The organism is Paraneptunicella aestuarii (genome assembly GCF_019900845.1).
Classification (GTDB): Bacteria; Pseudomonadota; Gammaproteobacteria; order Enterobacterales; family Alteromonadaceae; genus Paraneptunicella; species Paraneptunicella aestuarii.
The window spans coordinates 344,459-363,633 of record NZ_CP074570.1; the positions used below are offsets into that span (position 1 = coordinate 344,459).

Below are 19,175 nucleotides of genomic sequence, written 5' to 3' on the forward strand. Positions count from 1 at the left end.
TAGGTTCAGTTCTAAGGATTGAATGACAGAGAGCCCTATCCTTTTTTCACTTTATGATCAGTTGTAAACCTTCTCTAATTAGTTACATCCATAATTAGAGTTTTCCTGCTGATTTTTCTTCAAAGCTCGTAATTTATGGGGCTTTATCGTTAATGAGATTTGTATATCATATGGATGCTAAATTAAAAAACCGATTGCTTGTCGGTTTTTGTTCTGTCATGATGCCGCTCATTATTTTGTGAGCTTCTTCATCATGAGAGAATTTTGTCATGCAATTAGGTGAATTGGAAAAGCAGGTACTACAGCATCTTTGGTCTGTGAGTGAAGCAGATGCAAAGCAAGTACATCTCATCCTTGGGCAAGCTCGTGGTATATCCTTAAATACTATCCAAAGTACGTTGGATAGATTGTTTAAAAAGAAACTCCTAAGCCGAACCAAACAAGGCCATGCCTATTTGTACAGAACGGCCATTGATCGTGAAGGCTTGATTTCCAAATTAATTAGCAATGTAACCAGCGATTTTGTCGAAGAAGGTGAGCATAGTCTTATTGCTGCCTTTTGTTCGGAATCTGCGAACCTTGACGATGCCCAACTGGATCAATTGCAAGCGTTGATCGAGCAGCAACGAGAGTTGCGCAAGGGGCGTAAGTAGTTATGTTGGTTGGAAATATCGCTGTTTTGCTTAACTTGTTGAGCGTTGCTGTACTGGCATTTTCGACGGTGATTTTTCTGGTTTCTATTCCTGCCTCAAGGGCGTTTTCCTTTTTAAGATTGACGTCGTTTTCTGTTCGTAAACGTGCTTTATGGCTAATGGCGACTAGTCCGTGGTGGGTGGCTTTGTGTTGTGTGTGGTTGTTCTGGCCGAATTCTGATCCTGCGGCTACGGCATCATGGTTCACCGAATTTGCTCATTGGCATCACCCTGACATCTTTAATGTTGTCAGCTGGCATGGGCTGACATTATTCGGCGCGGGTTCGTTATTTGTGGCGTTACTGATTCGCGTTATTGTGCAAACGCATCAGCAATCAACCGCTTTGCGTAATTTGTTGAGTATCTCTGATATTAGCGAATTGCCAGCCATTGACGGACATCGGGTGTATTCGTTGAAGTCTGATACGGTTGCAGCATTCACGACAGGCTTTATTGCACCGAAAATCTTTCTGACGTCGGCGTTACAGCAGCAGGTTAATGCTCAAGAATTAGATATAGTTGTGCAACATGAGTTGTCTCATGTTCACAAGCAGGATCCCTTGTTCAAATTTGTATTTTCTTTATTTTGTCGTTTTTTCCCTTCGCGTATTGCGAAGCAGTTGATCCGCGAATTTACTTTGCTGACTGAGCAAATGGCCGATGATTACGTGACGCGCTCTTACGACAAGCTTGATATTGCACAGGCATTGGTCAGTGTTGCCAGAGTACAAAGCCGTGTTCTGAATGAGCGTGAGCAGCCGCAACTCAGCTATTTTAGCCATGATCATGTTGCGCTTAGAATTCATATGCTGGTTTCGCCAGCTGCGAAAACACCGGTGCTGATTGTACCTGCGTTTGTCGCTTTCTTCCTGTGCACGCCTGTCTTGACCGCGTCCAGCGTAGATAGCATTCATCATATTATTGAAGCTTTTTTCATCCATTAACCTTTTACTGATTTAGGAACGTGAATGAGTATATTCATCCGAGTTTGCATACCAAAAAAACCGATTGCTAGTCGGTTTTTATCTGGTGCAATTATGTTGTTGGTGGCCTTTACCGCTATGGGCAAGGAAGACCTTGCATCACCATCCTCGCTGACTTCAACTTATCTAACGATGAGCGATGCCATCACCCTGACTTTGGAACATCACCCCGAGCTTCGAGCTTTTGTTTCTCGGAAACATGTCTATGACGGCCTGATTCAACAAGCTGGAGTTGGCGAGAGAGCACAATTGGGGATGATGGTTGAAGATGCCTTGGGCACAGGGCAGCACAGCGCCTTGAAGAGTATGCAAACCTCTCTGACTTTTTCCTGGTTATTGCAACAAGAGCAATTAGACAGCCGCGTCGATGTAGCGAGAACAGAAGCCGAAGTTTTGCAGGATGAACAGCATATAGCAGTATTGGATTTAGCCGCTTATAGCGCGAGTCAGTACATACAAATATTGGTGAATCAGGAGCGTTTAAGGCTCGGGAATCTGGCGGTTTCGCAAGCCAAAGATGTGGTTAATGCCATTAGCAAGCGCGTTGCGGTGGGTAAGAGTTCAGCTGTGGAAATGCAGCTTGCAGAAGTGGAGCTTGTGCGTAAAGAGTTAGCTGTTGAAGATCTGGAACACATACTTGATGCTGGTATGTATCAGCTATCTTCTCAGTGGCAAGGCCAGAGTAAGCAGTATCAATTGAATGGGGATTTGCTCTCTTTGCCAGAGATTCCTGTACTAGAAGTGCAACTCAGCAAATTGAAAGACGCGCCGCACATTCGCAGGCTACTTACTGAGCAGCGTATTGCTGAATCAAAAATCACTTTGGCTCGTATTGAGCAGAAACCCCAATGGCAAATGACAGCCGGTGTCCGTCGTTATGAGGCGTCTGATGATTTTGGTTTGGTTGCCGGTATTTCCATTCCCTGGGGGCAAAGCAACCGTAATGCCGGTGAAATTGCAGCGTTAAAAGCGCAGAAGCAGGTATTGGCAACGGAACAGGATGCGTTGATGCAAAAACTGGATGCGCAATTGTATGTGCTACTCCAGGAGATGGCTCATTCGCGCCATGTTATTGATACCGTGAGAACGCGCGTGATCCCTTTACTTGAGAGCGCGTTAAAAGACGCTAATCGGGCTTTCGATTTGGGGCAAATTAACTACAGCCAATGGAGTGAGGTTCGTCGCGAACTTATCGCTGCTCAATCACGTTTACTCGATACCTATGAAAGCCTGCATTTGCAACATATTGAAATTCAACGCTTAACTGGCACATCACTTCCCTTATGAGACGTATTATGAAAAATTCTTCCGTTTTATCATTGCTAACAGCCACGCTGGTATTGCTATCGACATTGTTATTTTCGGTTCATAGCTTGGCATCTTCCGCGCCAGAAGTGCAAGAAGTGGAACCAGAAAAAGGGCCGCATAGAGGCCGAATGCTGAGAGAGGGCGACTTCGCGCTTGAGTTATCAATATTTGAAACTGGCGTTCCCCCCGAGTTTAGAGTTTGGGTGAGTGACGGCGGTGTTCCGATTGCGCCTGAAAAGGTTAGGCTTAACATCAAATTGACGCGTTTGGGCGGTGTCGTAGATGACATTCAATTCAAGGCGCAAAGTGATTTCTTGCGTGGTGATATGGAAATTTACGAGCCGCACTCATTTGTTGTCACCATTATCGCGAACTATCAGGGGAAGGCTTATCGCTGGGAATATGACAACTTTGAAGGGCGCACAACTATTGAAGATGCGGTGGCAAAAGCAATGGAAATTGAAACCGCTTATGCCGGGGCGGCAACGCTGCACCAGACTATTCCTGTATTTGGTGAGCTGACACTGCCTTCGGGAGCACAACGTAACATTGCTGCACGATTTGACGGTGAGATCCAGCAACTGCATGTAAGGCTTGGCGATATGGTGAAACAAGGTCAGCCACTATTAACCATCGAAAGTAACGAAAGCCTTAAAGCTTATAAAGTGAATGCTCCACTTGAGGGTGTGATAACTGCTGTAAATGCTGGCGCAGGTGAACAGACGCAAGGTCGTGTGTTACTTACGATCACCGATACTTCCCATTATCTTGCCAAATTAGCGGTGTACCCAATGGACTATAGCAAGGTTGCCGTGGGTTCACCTGTGGCGATGCATGTTGAAGGTGTTGCCGAAGCCTTGACGGGAAAGGTGGAATATATCGAACCTAAAGTGCGTGATGATCAGGCGCGTTTGGTATGGGTAAAGGTTGCAAATAAGGATGAGGGCTTGAGTGAAAGTAACCTAAATGAAGGCAGTTTTGTCAGTGCCGACATTGAAATTGCCACTATTGATGTTCCTTTAGCGGTGAAGCGTACTGGTTTGCAAGGCTTCCGTGACTTTACTGTGGTCTACGCCAAAGTGGGGGAGGAGTATGAAGTGCGCATGTTGCAACTGGGGCGTGAAGATAGCGAATGGGTTGAAGTATTAGGTGGCTTGGCTCCGGGCACTGAGTATGTCTCAGAGAATAGTTACATTATTAAAGCCGACATTGAAAAGTCTGGCGCTGCGCACGATCACTAGGAGTATGGAATGTTGGACTCAATCATACGCTTTTCCATAAACCGTAGTTTTCTCATTGTTATTTTTGTGCTGGGGCTTGCCGGATTAGGGCTCTGGAATTTTACCAAACTGCCCATTGATGCCGTTCCAGACATTACCAATGTGCAGGTGATGATTAACACCGAATCACCGGGCTATACGCCGTTGGAAGTTGAGCAACGTGTGACGTTCCCACTGGAGAATGCTCTGGCCGGATTACCGGGCTTAAGTTACACGCGTTCAGTATCGCGTTATGGCTTGTCACAAGTGGTGGCCATATTTAACGACGAGACTGATGTGTACTTTGCTCGCCAGTTGGTGAATGAGCGCTTGTCTGCGGCAAAGTCAGAATTGCCAAATGGGCTAGAACCTGAGCTCGGGCCGATAGCGACGGGGCTGGGGGAGATCTTCATGTTTACTGTGGATGTGGAGCCGGGCGCGACTCATCCTGATGGTGCTGCTATTACACCGATGGATTTACGCACGGTGCATGACTGGACGATTCGCCCACAATTAATGCGTGTTCTTGGTGTGGTTGAAGTGAACCCCATTGGCGGCTATGAGCGTGAGATTTTGGTGGCATTTAAGCCTGAAAAACTGGTGGCTTATGGCTTGACGCAAGCTGAACTGGTGGAAGCGATTCGTCGTAATAATCAAAACCAGGGAGCGGGCTTTATTGAGCAAAATGGCGCTCAATGGTTGTTGCGTATGCCTGGGCAAGTTACCGATTTAGCTGCCATTGGTGATATTCCGCTTAAGCATGTTGATGGTTCAGCGGTGTACGTGCGAGATGTGGCGGAAATTCAAAATGGACAAGGCTTACGTACTGGCGCTGCAACTCAAAATGGGCGTGAAGTGGTGATGAGTACCGTGTTCATGCTTATTGGAGAAAACAGCCGTTCGGTAGCTCATGCTGTTGGTGAGAAGCTGACGGAAATTAACGCCGGTTTACCGGAAGGTATCGTTGCTACAGCGGTATATGACCGAACCAAATTAGTCGATAAAACACTACAGACAGTTGAAACCAACCTCGCGGAAGGGGCAATTCTGGTTATCGTGGTGCTATTTCTGCTATTAGGAAATTTCCGAGCAGCTTTCTTGACTGCCTTGGTGATCCCTTTTGCGATGTTCATGACTATTACTGGAATGGTACAAACGCGAGTAAGTGCCAATCTCATGAGTTTGGGGGCGCTTGATTTTGGTTTGTTGGTTGATGGCGCAATTATTATTGTCGAAAACTGTCTGCGCCGACTGAGTCAAGCGGGCAACAATCCTTTGCCATTACGAGAACGCTTGGAATTGGTGTTTGAGGCGACCCGAGAAGTGATCCGCCCGGCATTATTTGGCGTGTTTATTATCACAGCAGTGTATTTGCCAATATTCGCATTGGAAGGTGTAGAAGGGAAAATGTTCCATCCAATGGCGATCACCGTTGTGATTGCTTTGCTAAGTGCCATGTTGCTTTCGGTGACTTTTGTGCCTGCCATGATCGCCCTCTTGTTTAAGAAACCCGTGCAGGAAAAGCACAGCCCCATTATTCGTGGTGCTGGTGCGCTTTATCGTCCGGCGTTGAATTGGGTGCTGAATTATCGTTGGGTTGTGGTTTGCTCTGCTGTTGCTCTGGTGGCGGGGTTTGCGTATCAAGCTACTCGATTGGGAAGTGAGTTCGCGCCTAATCTGGATGAAGGTGATATCGCTATGCACGCTTTGCGTATTCCTGGCACATCCTTGAGTCAGGCAATTGCTTTACAGGAAGTGTTGGAAGAGAAAATTAAGCAGATGCCGGAAGTGGAACGAGTATTTGCCAAAATAGGCACGGCGGATGTCGCAACCGATGCGGTTCCTCCCAGTGTTGCCGATAATTTCATTATTTTAAAGCCCAGAGAGCAGTGGCCCAATCCCAAGAAATCCAAAGAACAAATTGTCGAGGAATTAGCCGCCTTGGTTGAGCCTATTCCTGGTAATCGTTATGAGTTCTTGCAGCCTATACAAATGCGTTTTAACGAATTACTGGCTGGCGTTCGCGCTGAGTTAGCAATCAAGGTATTTGGTGATGACTTTGACACTTTAACGAGTTTGGGAGATGAGATTGCTGCTGTGGTTGAGCAGGTAGAAGGTGCTGCTGATATTCAAGTGGAGCAAACTACAGGCTTGCCCATGCTGACCATATTGCCCAAGCCTGAAAAGCTAATGCAATACGGGATCAGTAAAGCTGAGATTCAGGCGCAATTAGCAACGGCGATGGGCGGCACTGTCGCTGGAACCTATTATCAAGGCGATATTCGTTCAGATATAGTGGTGAGATTAGATGAATCCCGACGCAGCAATGTAGACAAGCTGGCTTATTTGCCTATTCACCTTGCCGATGGTCATACCATTCCTCTGCAAGAGCTGGCGACATTGGAGCAGGTGACAGGAGCAAATCAGATTAACCGGGAAAACGGTAAACGACGGGTTGTGGTGACTGCTAACGTCAGAGGGCGAGATCTGGGAAGCTTTGTGGCTGATATCCAGAAAGCGATTGGCGATAAGGTTGAGGTTCCTGTTGGCTATTGGGTCGAATATGGCGGCACTTATCAGAAGTTACAATCCGCTTCGCAGCGTTTGAGTATTGTGGTTCCCGTTACGTTATTAATGATCATTGGCTTGCTGGTATTGGCGCTCAATTCTTTCAAAGATGCCATGATCATTTTCACAGGTGTGCCATTAGCCTTAACGGGCGGCATTGCTGCGCTGATGTTGCGCGATATTCCATTTTCCATTTCGGCGGCGGTTGGCTTTATTGCCTTGTCGGGTATCGCCATACTCAATGGGCTGGTGATGGTGTCGTTTATTCGGCAATTACGGCAAGAAGGTATCGCGCTGCAACAAGCCATTTTTGACGGCGCTATCACTCGATTGCGCCCTGTTATAACTACGGCGTTAGTGGCGTCGCTTGGCTTTATTCCGATGGCGTTTAATACCGGCATTGGTTCGGAAGTACAACGGCCTTTGGCGACGGTGGTGATAGGCGGGATTATTTCTTCAACCTTATTAACCCTATTCGTTATCCCGGCCTTGTACTTTATTTTGCATAAAGGAAAGGAAGTGGTTGCTGGCAGAGCTGAATTAAAGGAGTCGTTGAATGCGCAGTAGGTCTATTAAGGCTTGGCAATGGTTGCTTGTTGTTGTGTTGGGGTTGTATAGCGTAGTGGCCTTGTCACATGGTGTTGACGACAATACTCGCGCTTTCTTGCAACAGAATACCGGTGTGCAATTCATTCCCTTCTTATATATAGGAGCGAAACACATGATCACGGGATACGACCATTTGTTGTTTCTGGTTGGCGTGATCTTCTTTCTATATAGAAGCAGGGAAGTCTTGTTATATGTGACCATGTTTACTATTGGTCATAGCACGACCTTGCTGATGGGAGTGTTGAGCGATATTCAAGTGAACGCCTATTTGATCGACGCCATTATTGGTTTCTCAGTGCTTTATAAAGGGTTTGATAATTTAGGCGGTTTCCGACGTTGTTTTAATTGGCAACCTAACACGCAATGGGCAGTGTTGATATTTGGTTTGTTCCATGGGTTTGGTTTAGCCACCAAACTACAGGAGTTCCAACTGCCGCAAGATGGTCTGGTCACCAATTTGATTGCATTTAATCTGGGTGTAGAACTGGGGCAGTTTGTCGCGCTGGTTTTCATCTTAATCGCGGTCAACGCATGGCGAAAATGGCCTTCGTTCCAGCGTTTTTCAACGCTGACCAATACATTTTTAATGAGTGCCGGGATCATGTTGATGGGTTATCAACTAACCGGCTATTTTGTAGTGAATTAAAACAAGAGACGCACATGCAACAGACAGTAAGTAATAAGACACTATTAAAAGCGACGGCTTCTGCAACGGCCTTGGCGATTATCGCGTTGTTCGCTTTTATTTTGCCCGCTGAGTACAACATTGATCCTACCGGGGTTGGGCAGAAATTTGGTTTAACCTCGCTTGCCCAAGCGGCTGAGTCTGCTGAGTCCGGTGCAAGCCCTGCAACTTCGATGCAGAAAGGTACGGATGCATTTCAAACGATAGAGCTAACTGTGCCAGCCAAGCGAGGCATTGAGTATAAGTTTACTATGAAGCAGTACGACAAAATGACTTATGAATGGATGACCGATGGCGAGCCTCTTTATTTTGATCTGCATGGTGAACCGAAAGGAGATACAACTGGCTATTTCGAAAGTTATGCCATTGCCACATTAGCTGAGATGAAAGGAAGCTTTACGGCTCCGTTTGAAGGTTCTCATGGCTGGTATTGGAAGAATACGTCAGATCAGCCAGTGATGGTGCAGCTGTTGGTGAAGGGGCAGTATGACGTTATCGGATTAAAACAATAAGAGGAAATGACAATGAAGAAACAGGTTTCAATATTACTCGTTTATTTAGCTCTATTTAGCGGCGCTGTTTTTTTCAGTGGCTCTGTTATGGCTCATGCCGATCACGGCAGGATCAGCGGGCAAACGGCAATCGGTATTGCGATGAAGTCAGTGAAGCAGATGACCTTTAAAGATTTTGGTTTTGGATTTGGCAAACTGGATGCTTCCTGGAAGGAACTTACGGCATCTGATGTGTCGATGCATAGCGTAAATGCTGAACATTTTGTGGTTAAAGCTGACAATGCTAAAGATGGCAAGACTATCTATTTTAAGATTTCTGTAGAAGGGCAGCTATTGACTGTGTATGAGAAAGAATCAATGTAATTGGCAATATTGATTTTAAGCAGTTTGTCTTGCGCGTGATCCGGCTGGGGTCTACATCAAAGATCAACACGCTCTAATACTCTGAGCGAAGATGGGATGCTCGCTTTTGTGCGATTACTGTAAAAGCATGCCAGTATTTTTCTCGGCCTGTCATAGTTGGTTGCAGGCCTTTTCGCTCTTTAATGCCAATTATCTCAAAGTTGCTTAGCATTTCATGTAATTGTTCTTTGGTTAAAAATTGGGTGGGATTTGGGTTGCGAGGATGGTTTGTGTCGTCTTCGACTCCTAGCAAATCGCCGCAAAATATACCCTTGGGTTTAAGAGCGTTTTCAATCTGTTTCCAAACATTATTAAAATGTTGTTTGGGGCAGAAGAATAATGCTGAATTAGCGATGATTAGCCCCGCTTCGGGGTATTGGAAGTTTTCAAAGCTGGTTTCGTAGAGATGGAGATTGACTTGATCGGAAGTGGCTTCTCGGCATTGTTTTATGGCACGCGCGTCGTTGTCGAAAGCATGGACTTCATAACCCTGGCTCAGCAAATAGCGGGCATCATTACCAACGCCACAGCCACAATCTATAGCAACCTGACAACCCGATTGGTTATGAGCGATAGCCGTTTCTAAAATTTTGCTATGACTTTTTTGCAAGCGCTTTTGATAGTAGCTATCGGTCATGATACCCATGCTGTATTTCTCTCTTATACTGTCGTTACTTCCCGATCCCTTAAAGATTCTGATTAAACCAATTGGCGAGTTCGCTGGTGATTTGTTGTCCTTCCTCCATTAGCGAATGTGTTCCTTCTGGGTAGATAAGTAGCTTGTGTGGACGCTTCCTTTCTTTTAAGGCTGCTGCAAGTTGCTTTGCATTTCTTACGTGTACACGTTCATCTTTCTCGCCATGAATAAGCAAAATAGGTTTCCTTTGATCTAATTCATCAAGCCAATACATAACAGAGCGTGCTTTTAGTTGGGATTCTTTTTCAGTGTCGTAATTTGGAATACGTTTTTTATATACTTTTTCCATGTTAGGACGAATTTCCAAGTCGGTTAGCAAGTTCGATACACCTGAGATAACCGCAATAGCCTTAACTTCGGGTATATATTTCATGGAGAGAAAGGTTTGCATGCCACCCCGACTGGCTCCATACATGCCAATTTTGTTTTGATTCCCATTGACGAGATGGGGTATTAGCTTGCTCAAGGCTACAACGTCTTGGACATCATCACCGCCGAATTCATCTCCTGCAATGCTATTACGCTGGAAAGTGCCGCGATATTGGCTGCCAATAATAATGAATTGCTGGTTTGCGAGGGGGAATAGCTTAGACATCATATGGCCGAAAACGACACCACCAAAATTACCATTTCCGCCACGGTTATAAATGAGTACAGGAAGCTTACCTTTCGCTTCTTTGGGTTTTATGGCGAAGCCTTTTACTTGAGTATCTGCCACTTTATAGGTGTAGTTGCTACATTCAATGGTGGTTTTGTATTCATCAAATGCTTCGCGGGAAAACATGGATTGAAAGAGTTGCATTGCGTTGTCTGCTTTCTCGCCTTTGCCGTACTTCTTCTCATGCTTTTGGCTCATGGATTGTATCCATGAATCGTAACTGGAAAAGGGAGCTGTAAAGCAATCTTGTTCTCGATAAATAGGAGCATCGGAATTGAATAAGGCAGCTTGTGTGCTTGTGCTCAATAGTAAAGTTAGAAAAACAAGCTTACGCGTAAGATTAAGCATAGCTAATGACCTCATTGGTGATAATGGCATTGTGCTCTTCGAGGAGCTTTTTAAGTAGCGCTACATCAATAAGTTCAACTGTGGACTGCTCCATTAATTGACTTTTAACGTTTTCCATTTCATTTTCCTTTTTAAAATACTCATTTAAGAGATTAGTTCTTTTAAATATAGAGAGCTGAACTTGAAGTGAATCCAGGAATCACTCCATAAACTAATCAGACCTCGGATCGGAACTTGGCATAGTCATTTTCAAAAATCTATCGTGTGACTATGGCTATAAAAATTTTATTGAAAATGATGGAATAGTATTTACTTGGCTAAGAATGTGAGATTTTTAATTTTGAGGGATAAAGAGAATTTTCTGAATTGAGAAAGCTTCAAGGTGAATTGAAAAAAGAAAGAACCTGGGTTGATTTTAAATTGTACTGATGTGATAAATATTTACCTCTACGGAATAATTATTTGGTTTTTTAAGTTGGTTGAATATTCATCATAATAATAAAAATTAATCATTTAGTATCTATTTTAATAACATTCTGGCTTTTATTGTGTCCTCATTTCGGATTGGTATATGTCTTTGTAAGCCTTGTGTTCATTGGCTTGGTTCGTTTTTTATGAATAAAAATTAATTTTTAATCGGTGTTCGGTATTAAATTTTTCTTCCACATACTTGAAATGAAAAAAAATGTAATCAAAATTAAAATTTTTTGGATAGCTTTATTACCCGTGTGTGACGCGGCTTGTGACGATTTTATTAAAATTTTTTGAAAATTAATTAGCCAAATGTGCTTGCATCATTTCCAAATTTATATATTAATAATTTCCGAGGTAAGAAAAGTTACCTCCATTTAATATAAGTCCAAAAACAATCACGAGGACAAAAACTGATGAACATCAAGCATAGTAAAAAGTTTGTAGGACTAGGCGTATCAGCGTTGACTTTAGTCGCGTCTAGCGTAATCGCAGCTCAAGGTGATTTCCGAGCTACTTCTTCTTTAGAGCAAGGTTTGAAATTTGTTGGCGCAGAAGCTTCTGCGAAAGATTCAGACACTACTGGTCGTTATATTATCGTTTTCAAAAAAGATGCCAAGCATCTTGTTGACAATGGTGAAGCACGCACTTCTCAATACGAAGCTTTGGTTGACGAAGCTGGCGTATTGAATGACCGCGCTGCTCGTTCTGCTGTTGAAGCTGTAGGTGGTAAACTGCACAGAACTATCGGTAAACAACGCATGGCTGTTGCTTACCTGGACAAAAAAGCTTTCAACGAAATGCGTAAAAACCCTAACGTTGAAACTGTTTCTAACGACCCTAAGCGTTACTTGATGGCACAATCTGAGCCGTTCGGTATCGGCATGGTTCAAGCGAACATCTTAAGCAACCCTAACGTTGCTGCTCGTAAAGTATGTATCATCGATACTGGTTACGACTATGGCCACGTAGATCTACCTACCACGACTACTTCTGGTCAAGCTAACAACTCTCAAGTTGGCAGCTGGAACAACGACGGTCACGGTCACGGTACTCACGTAGCTGGTACTATTGCCGCTCTTGACAACACTACTGGTGTTGTAGGCGTATACCCTGGTTTGGATCTTCACATTGTTAAAATCTTCAACGATTCTGGTAGCTGGACTTCAGCTTCTGATTTGGTTGCTGGTATCCAACAGTGTGCTGACGCCGGTGCTAACATCGTAAGCATGAGCTTGGGTGGTGGTTCTTCTTCTACTGCTGAGCGTAATGCAATGGATGGTTTCGTTAACCAAGGCATCATGTTGATTGCTGCTGCTGGTAACGATGGAAACAGCTCTTTGTCTTACCCTGCTTCTTATGACGCGGTAATGTCTGTTGCTGCTGTTGACTCTGCAGGTTCTGTAGCGTCTTTCTCTCAGTACAACACTCAAGTTGAAATTGCAGCACCAGGTGTTGCAGTAAACTCAACTCTTCCAGGTGACACTTATGCTTCTTGGAACGGTACTTCAATGGCAACTCCACACGTTTCTGGTGTAGCTGCATTGGTATGGTCTTTCCACCAATCTTGTACTAACGAACAGATTCGTGAAGCGTTACAAGCAACTTCTCAAGACCGTGGTGCTGCTGGTAAAGATAACTTCTACGGTTGGGGTATTGTTAAAGCGGCTGACGCTCATAACTACCTGAACACTTGGGGCTGTGCTGGTGATCCTAACTTCCCACCAACTGGTGGTGGCGGCGGCGGTTCCGTTGACCCATACGAAGAAACTTACACTGGTTTGAGTGGCGCGAGCAGTTCTTGGAGAGATTACTCAATTAGCGTACCTACAGGTGCAGCAGTATTGACAGCTACTATGAGTGGCGGTACTGGTGACGCTGACTTGTACACTCGCTTTGGTTCTTTCCCAACCACTAGCAGCTACGATTGCCGTCCTTACTCTGCGGGTAACAACGAAACTTGTACTCACAACAATCCTACTGTTGGTACTTGGTACGTAAGTATCCGTGGTTACAGTGCATATAGCGGTGTTTCTCTAACTTTCGGTTACGAGTAAGACCTGCTGACTGGATTTATCCAGTAGCATGATCTCAAGCCCGGTGAGTTTAGGCTCACCGGGCTTTTTCTTTTTAGCTAATGTATTCCAAGGCGATATAGCTGATATTTTTGATTTGAACGACAGATTTTCGGATTGGTTTTATCCGTAGGTGAACGCTGGGTTCGAACAAAACCCATCTATGAATGCTAATCGGCATTGAGTCTACTTTCAGTAAATTTTCCCTTATTTATTAATGGCTTTTTGCATTTATGACATAGTCACCCTTAATAATACTCACAATAAGTAGTATATATAGTATATTATGCGTGGTTAAATATATTCACTCATGGGGTGGGTAGTCCAAAACAGCGAATTTCTTACTTTGGGTACGTTGGAAGGCAGTGTGTTTGAACCCGGGTAAGCAAACGCAATGACTAATAATGGGAACTGAATATGAAACTCAACAAAATCGCTTTATTGATGCTTGCTAGCTCTGTCGGCTTGCCAAACTTGGTGCTGGCTCAGGAAAAATCTGCGGAAAAGTCTCAGGACATAGAAAAAATCGTTGTGACAGGTACGAATATTGAACGTACCATCTTTGATACGCCGCAAACCGTATCGTCTTTTGATGAATCTGAGTTACGTAAATTTGCAGCAAGTAGTCAGGCTGATGTGTTGACGCAACTTCCCGGTATTGCCGCAGAAGGCGGTGGTGGTGAAGTGGCAACAAACTTTTTTGTCCGTGGTTTACCTTCTGGCGGACAATTTCAATTTACCCCTCTGGAATATGACGGCATTCCTGCATTTTCTACCTTTGGCCTGAATTCATCCGCTTTTGATGTTTATTACCGTAATGACTTGGGTATTGACCGTTTAGAGTATGTAACGGGTGGTGTTTCCAACTTATTCGGCCCAGGTTCCGTGGCAGGCATCATCAACTACGTGAGCAAAACGGGTAGTGATGAACACGAAGGTACATTGCAATTGGAATTGGCTGATCGTGAAGGGAGATATCGCTCTGATTTTGCCTTGCGCGGGCCACTGGGTGGAAAGGATAGTGCTACGTTCTACGCTCTTTCAGGCTTCTACCGTTATGACCAAGGGCCTCTGGATTCAGGTTTGGAAACCGAAGGTTTTCAACTCAGAGGCAATATCAAACATGAATTCAACGATGGTAGTGGTAGTGTTACCTTTTACGGTCAGCTGATTGATGACGCAGTACAGTTTTTCTTGCCCATTCCCCTTGACGGCCAGGGACGTAGCCGAATTACCGGCAATGATGGTGATGACGTTTACACGGTTAACTCAGCGGAAGCGGCACTCATCAACTACGACACGCCAAATGGTCGTTTCAAATCGCCAATAGAAGATGGTGTGAATACTCGTGGTGGCTCTTTCGCTGTAGTTTTGGATAAAGAACTAAGTGATAACTGGTCGATAAACAGCAAGTTCAAATATGCCAAATACGATCATCAATTCAATCTGTTTTTAGATGGTGATGGCATTGTTTCTTTGCCTGAAACGCTTCAGGAGTTTTTGACCAATCGTGGTTACGGTGATTTGGATAACGCCAGTTTCACTTTTACCACTTCCGGTCAGGAAGTACCGACTGACTACCTGTTGTTTGCCAACCGTATCTTAGACCGCGATCGTGATGCGACAGATTTCTCTGGTGAGTTCAACTTATTGCATACCACTGAATTTGGCGATGCTGAGCATAATTTCACGTTTGGTACTTTCTTCTCTAATACCGAAGCGGATGACATTAACTACATCACCACATATCTGGCTGACTTTCGTAACAATCCCAAGTTAGTTGATTTAAGCGTTACCGATGTTGACGGCTCTCTCACTGGCACGGTAGGTGGGCAATATGTTGTTGCGCAAAATGGTTTGTTGAATGCGGGCGGATTAACGGGTGACAGAACCCGCAGTGCCAAACGGGTTGCATTTTATGTTGCTGACCAGATCGAGCGTGATCGTTGGTCTTACGACGTAGGTGTTCGCGTTGAACGCTTTGAAGGTGAGGTGTTACAGCGCAATGTGTCTCAGGTTTCAATCGGCAATGATCCTCTGATTAATGACGATTTGCAAAACATGGGTGCATTAAACGGTGATCTTGTTCGTGATACGGTTGCAAGCACCGAATGGGCAGCTTCGTTTGGTGCTCTGTACAAGATGACCAACGATGTAAATCTATTTGGTAACTTTTCAAGAGGCTTCTTTTTCCCACAATTAAATGGCCAACGCTTTAATCAGTATGGTGAATTTGGCCCTTATGAGCCGGAAATCATTTTGATTGGTGAATTGGGTGCCAAGTTCAAAGTTGGCGATTTAAACGCCTATGCAGCCCTGTTTTATAGCGATCTGTCTGACCGTCAGGTCGTTGACTTTGTTAACGATGGTCAAGGTGGCGTTGTTTACGTTGTAGAGAATACTTCAACCGAAGCTTACGGCATTGAAGTGGGCGGGGAATATGAAATCACCGACAACCTGGTTTTCAGCGGCAACATTACTCTGCGTGATCATGAGATAAGCCAGAGTGAGAGTGATCCTTCCCTGGTTGGAAACGAGCTACGCCGTCAGCCAAAAGTGCTCTTAAACACCAGTATCGCCTATAACGATGGGACTTACGATTTAGGAATTTTCCACAACTATCACGGTGACAACTATGCCAACAGCTCCAATACGGTTGAGTTAGATGGTTATCACTTGGTGCGTGTGGAAGCGGGTTATACCTTGAACTTTCAGGATGATCAGCGTGCTCGATTCTCTATTGGCGTATTTAACCTGTTCGACAGTGACGGCATAACGGAAGGATCTCCTCGTCAGGGTAACAACCAAACGGCGGATGAAGCTTACTTTGTTGGTCGTCCAATCTTACCTCGTCGTATTACGGCGCGTTTTACCTACGATTTCTAGTGTGTTGTCTAAGTGCGGGGAGTTTTGCTTTCAGCTAGCTCCCCGCACGAGGACTTCTACAGGGCTTGAATGAAATAGCGTGAATAAAAATGGGTAAATTGAGGTAAGGCTGTTTATGAATATCCTGGATTATGTTGTGGTAGTTGTGTACCTGGCAGGTTTGCTGGGTATGGGATATTTGTGGCGCTCTCAACATTCCGAACAAGATTATTTCCTGGGTGGAAAAAGCCTGGGCTGGTTTCCGTTAACCCTCTCGACAATGGCAACACAGCTATCCGCCATTAGCTTCATTTCTGCCCCTGCATTTGTGGGAATGAGAGAAGGTGGTGGTTTGCAGTGGCTTGCCTATGAGTTTGCTGTGCCACTCGCGATGATTCTGGTAGCGCTAGTTATTCTTCCTGCTTTGTATCGCTCTGGCGTTGTCAGCATCTACGATTTCCTTGAGCGTCGTTATGGCAGTAGTACACGTTATCTGGTGAGCTTTGTGTTTCAGGTTGTGCGTTCCTTTGGCACGGGGATCGCGGTGTATGCGGTTTGTATTATTTTGCAGGCTATGTTCGATATGCCTATGTGGATGTCGATTGTGGTGGTGGGCATTATCACCTTGGTGTACTCCACATCGGGTGGCATGAAAGCCGTTGTATACGGTGATGTTATTCAAATGGTGCTGATCTTCCTCGGACTGATTCTGGTTGCCATTTTTGGCATTGCTGAACTGGGAGGGGCAGAGGAGTTTTGGAATAGCGTTGATCCTGAGCGATTCAATGCCGTGAACGTCAGCGCTTTGGGCTTTTCCAATGATGAGTTTGGCTTACTGCCGATGATTTTTGGCGGTTTTGTTTTATACGCTTCCTATTACGGTTGCGACCAAACTCAGGCGCAACGGGCTATGTCAGCCAAAAACGTGCAAGACGTGAAAAAGCTGCTGTTTGCCAATGGCATTCTGCGTTTTCCTTTAGTGTTGTTGTATTGCATTACAGGCTTGATCGTGGGTGTGGTAGTGCAAAACAGCCCTGAGTTACTGGCACAAATTCCAGCCGATAAACCCGACTACATGATGCCGGTGTTTATTTTGCAGCATATGCCCAATGGCGTTATTGGCTTGCTATTGGTGGCCATTTTGTCTGCTGCGATGTCTTCTCTAAGTTCTACCGTTAATTCCCTGGCTGCTGTGACGTTGGAAGACTTGAATTCTCTGGGAATTATTGATTCCAGCAACAACGACAAAAATGTTGTTCATGCCCGCTATGTTTCCCTGTTCTGGGGATTGGTGATCCTGGTGCTCTCCTCCTTTGCTGACTCTATCGCACCCACCGTTATTGAAGCCATTAACAAGGTTGGTTCTGCTCTCTATGGGCCGATTTTGGGCGTGTTCTTAATGGCGATGACGCGCAATCGGGTTTCTGCTCTGGGTGCCAATGTGGGTTTGCTGGCGGGCATGTTTCTTAATCTCTATTTATGGGTGTTCCAGCCGCAAATTTTTTGGATGTGGTGGAACTTCATTGGCCTGGTCGTCACGGTGGGTGTTGCTTTTAGTGTGAGTCTTCTTCGTGGTGGAAATTTTATAGAACCTGTTATTGGGCGTGAACTAAGCGCGCCACAGCATTCTGCTAATCGCCGTTTTGCCGGAATGCTGGTGCTGTTTTTCCTGATTATCGTTGCGGTCAGTGTGGTTGTTGGAGCGCTGGGGCAGCACATGGCTAATTAACTTGTGGAACGAATGCATGTCGAGTGAACTTCAAGAACGAGCAAAACAGATATTGCTGAACAATGATCGCGGTGGTTACACCATACCGACCGAAGGCTTGTATCCCTTCCAGTGGAACTGGGATTCGGCTTTTGTTGGATTGGGGTTTGCCGAGTTTGATCGGGATCGCGCATGGCAAGAAATTGAAACCTTGTTTGCCGCCCAATGGGACGATGGTTTGATGCCGCACATTGTGTTTCACAAGCCTAATCCCGGATATTTTCCCGGGCCGGAAGTGTGGCAAACCGAAGTGAATGTAAAAGGCGGAACGCCAACCTCTGGCATTACTCAACCGCCGGTGGCTGCCACCATTGTTCGCCAGTTATGGGATGGGCGTAAAAGTGATGCAGAGCGCCAACGCATGGTGGACTTATTTCCCAAGTTAATGCGTTGGCATGACTGGTTCCATCGTTATCGTGATCCTCTAAACAATGGTTTGGTGATGGTTTCTCACCCTTGGGAAACCGGACGTGACAATTCGGTGGAATGGGATATTCCCATGAGTTCTGTTGATACTTCTCAGGTTGGTGAGTACACACGTCGAGATCTGGCAATGGTGGATCAATCCATGCGTCCAACAAGCGAGCAATATGATCGTTATCTGGCAATGGTGATGTTCGGACGTAACTGTGGTTGGGATCACGATGAAATTGCTCAAAATGGCCCATTCAGAGTGTTGGATGTGGGCATGAGCATGATCCTGTTAAGAGCCAATCGTGACTTACTGGCATTAGCTCAGGAGCTGGGTGAAGACGAAGCTGCACAACAGATTCAAGACCGTATTGAGCTGGCAGAGAAAGGCATGGATTTTCTCTGGAACGAACAGCTGAGTGCTTACTGTTCTTATGACTTGAACTCCGAGCAGTCCCTGGCAGTTACCACCAGTGCGTCGTTTTTAGCCTTCTATGCCAATGTAGGTAGCCAATCTCAGCGCAAAGCCTTGATCGATAACTTGTCGCGCATTGCTGAAAAAGTCGAATACATGGTTCCTAGCTGTGATCCGGATCACAGCGAATTTAATCCTATTTTGTATTGGCGCGGCCCCATTTGGTTGGTTGTGAACTACATGATTGGTAAAGGCTTGGTCGAGCAAGGGGAAACCGAATGGGGCGATAGAGTGAATCGCGACACTATGACCATTGCTGCGCAGGGCAATTTTTACGAATCCTTTTCTCCTTTGGATGGTAAAGGCACTGGTGGCAAGGAGTTTTCCTGGTCGGCGGCTATTTGGCTACATTTAAATGGGCGACGCGCTCAAACCACTGCATAGGGAGG

General features: G+C 45.2%; 15 protein-coding genes. 12 read left to right on the forward strand and 3 right to left on the reverse strand.

Annotated elements, in window-relative coordinates; all coding sequences use genetic code 11:
• Positions 1–269 precede the first annotated feature (269 nt).
• From KIH87_RS01465 to KIH87_RS01500, 8 genes are read left to right on the forward strand one after another with little or no spacing between them, the layout of a single operon-like run.
• Positions 270–653 carry a BlaI/MecI/CopY family transcriptional regulator gene (locus KIH87_RS01465; RefSeq protein WP_232359767.1) on the forward strand — a complete coding sequence of 128 codons (384 nt, stop codon included), beginning with the start codon at positions 270–272 and terminating at the stop codon, positions 651–653.
• A 2-nt stretch (positions 654–655) separates the two neighbouring features.
• Positions 656–1,636, forward strand: a complete 981-nt coding sequence (locus tag KIH87_RS01470) for a M56 family metallopeptidase (RefSeq protein WP_232359768.1) — start codon at positions 656–658, stop codon at positions 1,634–1,636.
• A gap of 24 nt (positions 1,637–1,660) precedes the next feature.
• The gene (locus KIH87_RS01475) at positions 1,661–2,962 is read left to right on the forward strand and encodes a TolC family protein (RefSeq protein WP_232359769.1); all 1,302 of its coding nucleotides are present in this window, start codon (positions 1,661–1,663) and stop codon (positions 2,960–2,962) included.
• 8 nt (positions 2,963–2,970) lie between these two features.
• Entirely contained in the window at positions 2,971–4,224 is a 1,254-nt protein-coding gene (locus KIH87_RS01480) for an efflux RND transporter periplasmic adaptor subunit (protein WP_232359770.1), read from the forward strand.
• A 9-nt stretch (positions 4,225–4,233) separates the two neighbouring features.
• Positions 4,234–7,377: an efflux RND transporter permease subunit gene (locus KIH87_RS01485; protein ID WP_232359771.1), complete on the forward strand. Its 3,144-nt coding sequence runs from the start codon at positions 4,234–4,236 to the stop codon at positions 7,375–7,377.
• Positions 7,367–8,065 (forward strand): HupE/UreJ family protein, encoded by a 699-nt coding sequence (locus KIH87_RS01490; protein ID WP_232359772.1) that lies wholly within the window; start codon positions 7,367–7,369, stop codon positions 8,063–8,065. Before KIH87_RS01485 ends, KIH87_RS01490 begins: the two co-directional genes overlap by 11 nt.
• A gap of 14 nt (positions 8,066–8,079) precedes the next feature.
• The gene (locus KIH87_RS01495) at positions 8,080–8,616 is read left to right on the forward strand and encodes a hypothetical protein (RefSeq protein WP_232359773.1); all 537 of its coding nucleotides are present in this window, start codon (positions 8,080–8,082) and stop codon (positions 8,614–8,616) included.
• A 12-nt stretch (positions 8,617–8,628) separates the two neighbouring features.
• The gene (locus KIH87_RS01500; RefSeq protein WP_232359774.1) at positions 8,629–8,979 is read left to right on the forward strand and encodes a DUF6488 family protein; all 351 of its coding nucleotides are present in this window, start codon (positions 8,629–8,631) and stop codon (positions 8,977–8,979) included.
• 73 nt (positions 8,980–9,052) lie between these two features.
• Here KIH87_RS01500 and KIH87_RS01505 read toward each other — a convergent pair whose 3' ends face one another.
• The 3 genes from KIH87_RS01505 to KIH87_RS19380 all read right to left on the reverse strand — a co-directional run bounded on the left by KIH87_RS01505 (position 9,053) and on the right by KIH87_RS19380 (position 10,839).
• The gene (locus KIH87_RS01505) at positions 9,053–9,664 is read right to left on the reverse strand and encodes a class I SAM-dependent methyltransferase (protein WP_232359775.1); all 612 of its coding nucleotides are present in this window, start codon (positions 9,662–9,664) and stop codon (positions 9,053–9,055) included.
• A 40-nt stretch (positions 9,665–9,704) separates the two neighbouring features.
• The gene (locus KIH87_RS01510; protein ID WP_232359776.1) at positions 9,705–10,571 is read right to left on the reverse strand and encodes an alpha/beta hydrolase family protein; all 867 of its coding nucleotides are present in this window, start codon (positions 10,569–10,571) and stop codon (positions 9,705–9,707) included.
• Positions 10,572–10,713: 142 nt separating this feature from the next.
• Positions 10,714–10,839, reverse strand: a complete 126-nt coding sequence (locus KIH87_RS19380; RefSeq protein WP_269751480.1) for a hypothetical protein — start codon at positions 10,837–10,839, stop codon at positions 10,714–10,716.
• Between the two features lie 769 nt (positions 10,840–11,608).
• On the opposite strand from KIH87_RS19380, the gene KIH87_RS01515 reads away from it, so the two are divergent.
• The 4 genes from KIH87_RS01515 to KIH87_RS01530 all read left to right on the forward strand — a co-directional run bounded on the left by KIH87_RS01515 (position 11,609) and on the right by KIH87_RS01530 (position 19,170).
• Positions 11,609–13,249 carry a S8 family serine peptidase gene (locus tag KIH87_RS01515; RefSeq protein ID WP_232359777.1) on the forward strand — a complete coding sequence of 547 codons (1,641 nt, stop codon included), beginning with the start codon at positions 11,609–11,611 and terminating at the stop codon, positions 13,247–13,249.
• Positions 13,250–13,684: 435 nt separating this feature from the next.
• Entirely contained in the window at positions 13,685–16,153 is a 2,469-nt protein-coding gene (locus KIH87_RS01520) for a TonB-dependent receptor domain-containing protein (RefSeq protein WP_232359778.1), read from the forward strand.
• Between the two features lie 115 nt (positions 16,154–16,268).
• Positions 16,269–17,861 carry a sodium:solute symporter family transporter gene (locus KIH87_RS01525; protein WP_232359779.1) on the forward strand — a complete coding sequence of 531 codons (1,593 nt, stop codon included), beginning with the start codon at positions 16,269–16,271 and terminating at the stop codon, positions 17,859–17,861.
• A 16-nt stretch (positions 17,862–17,877) separates the two neighbouring features.
• Positions 17,878–19,170 carry an MGH1-like glycoside hydrolase domain-containing protein gene (locus tag KIH87_RS01530; protein WP_232359780.1) on the forward strand — a complete coding sequence of 431 codons (1,293 nt, stop codon included), beginning with the start codon at positions 17,878–17,880 and terminating at the stop codon, positions 19,168–19,170.
• Positions 19,171–19,175 lie beyond the last annotated feature (5 nt).

Coding starts and splice junctions, on each gene's coding strand:
- KIH87_RS19380 (WP_269751480.1), bottom strand. CDS start 10,839: ATGGAAAACGTTAAAAGTCAATTAATGGAGCAGTCCACAGTTGAACTT.
- KIH87_RS01505 (WP_232359775.1), bottom strand. CDS start 9,664: ATGGGTATCATGACCGATAGCTACTATCAAAAGCGCTTGCAAAAAAGT.
- KIH87_RS01500 (WP_232359774.1), top strand. CDS start 8,629: ATGAAGAAACAGGTTTCAATATTACTCGTTTATTTAGCTCTATTTAGC.
- KIH87_RS01515 (WP_232359777.1), top strand. CDS start 11,609: ATGAACATCAAGCATAGTAAAAAGTTTGTAGGACTAGGCGTATCAGCG.
- KIH87_RS01510 (WP_232359776.1), bottom strand. CDS start 10,571: ATGAGCCAAAAGCATGAGAAGAAGTACGGCAAAGGCGAGAAAGCAGAC.
- KIH87_RS01470 (WP_232359768.1), top strand. CDS start 656: ATGTTGGTTGGAAATATCGCTGTTTTGCTTAACTTGTTGAGCGTTGCT.
- KIH87_RS01495 (WP_232359773.1), top strand. CDS start 8,080: ATGCAACAGACAGTAAGTAATAAGACACTATTAAAAGCGACGGCTTCT.
- KIH87_RS01485 (WP_232359771.1), top strand. CDS start 4,234: ATGTTGGACTCAATCATACGCTTTTCCATAAACCGTAGTTTTCTCATT.
- KIH87_RS01525 (WP_232359779.1), top strand. CDS start 16,269: ATGAATATCCTGGATTATGTTGTGGTAGTTGTGTACCTGGCAGGTTTG.
- KIH87_RS01520 (WP_232359778.1), top strand. CDS start 13,685: ATGAAACTCAACAAAATCGCTTTATTGATGCTTGCTAGCTCTGTCGGC.
- KIH87_RS01480 (WP_232359770.1), top strand. CDS start 2,971: ATGAAAAATTCTTCCGTTTTATCATTGCTAACAGCCACGCTGGTATTG.
- KIH87_RS01475 (WP_232359769.1), top strand. CDS start 1,661: ATGAGTATATTCATCCGAGTTTGCATACCAAAAAAACCGATTGCTAGT.
- KIH87_RS01465 (WP_232359767.1), top strand. CDS start 270: ATGCAATTAGGTGAATTGGAAAAGCAGGTACTACAGCATCTTTGGTCT.
- KIH87_RS01490 (WP_232359772.1), top strand. CDS start 7,367: ATGCGCAGTAGGTCTATTAAGGCTTGGCAATGGTTGCTTGTTGTTGTG.
- KIH87_RS01530 (WP_232359780.1), top strand. CDS start 17,878: ATGTCGAGTGAACTTCAAGAACGAGCAAAACAGATATTGCTGAACAAT.